Source organism: Thalassotalea sp. G20_0 (assembly GCF_017744175.1).
Classification (GTDB): domain Bacteria; phylum Pseudomonadota; class Gammaproteobacteria; order Pseudomonadales; family Endozoicomonadaceae; genus Endozoicomonas.
On record NZ_JAGHQV010000272.1, the window covers coordinates 1 to 940 of the forward strand.

General features: G+C 53.7%; 1 protein-coding gene. It reads left to right on the top strand.

Translation table 11 applies throughout. The features are described from left to right. Positions 1 to 17: 17 nt before the first annotated feature. Positions 18 to 940, top strand: a 923-nt coding sequence (locus J7438_RS26005; RefSeq protein WP_209278932.1) for a YcjF family protein, incomplete at its 3' end; no start/stop codon positions are given.

Below are 940 nucleotides of genomic sequence, written 5' to 3' on the forward strand. Positions count from 1 at the left end.
CTGGGAGACCGGTTTTCATGACCCGACATCACGATCCATACTTTATCCCTCTGGAACCAGAGCAACCCCTGGAGACTCCGGAGTCCATCAGTGATGGTTTCCAGGATCCGGTGTTGCAGGGACCTGAACTGGCTGCCAAACCACTGCGCTTTATCAGGTCGGCATGTTATGGACTGCTGACCCTGCTGTTGATATTGGTGCTTTGGCAAACGGTGGAACTGGGCCTTTTTCTCTATCAACTGCATTGGTCTTTGGCCTTACTGTTTGCCTTGCTTTTTCTGGCCCTGGCGGTCACTGTCGTTAAAGCCGTGGTGGAGTTTTTCCTGTATCAACGGGACTTCCGACAGATCACCGAACTACAGGCGCAGGCTGCACAGTTTCGAGAACAGAGAACGATCGTACTAACCAGCCAATGGACCGGGCAGTTGAGTAAGCTCTATCAGGGTAAGCCCCAACAGATGATGCTGGAACAAGTGTTGTCTGAGATGCCGGATTACAGTGATGACAGCGAGCTGCTGGCTTACCTGGATAGCCATTTTTTCCAGACACTAGACCAGCGGGCACTTGCCTGTATTTCACAACATAGCCAGCAAGTCGCCTTGATGGTGGCTCTCAGCCCATTTGCCGCTGTTGATATGCTGCTGTCGGTCTGGCGCAGTATCCGGATGCTCGATGAGGTCTGTCAGGTCTACGGTGTCAGGCCTTCATTGCCTGCCCGTACCCGCCTGTTAACCATGGTTCTGGAACAGATGGTGCTGGCTGGTGCGACAGAACTGCTGTCTGATCAGCTATCAGACTTTACTTCCAACCGGTTGCTTGGTGTGGTCAGCTCCCAAGCCGCCAGCGGGGTTGGTGTCGGTATCTATTCCGCCCGCATGGGGCTCAGGGCCATGGCGCTCTGTCGTCCAATTCCTTATGCTGATGGTCAGAAACCTGGTAT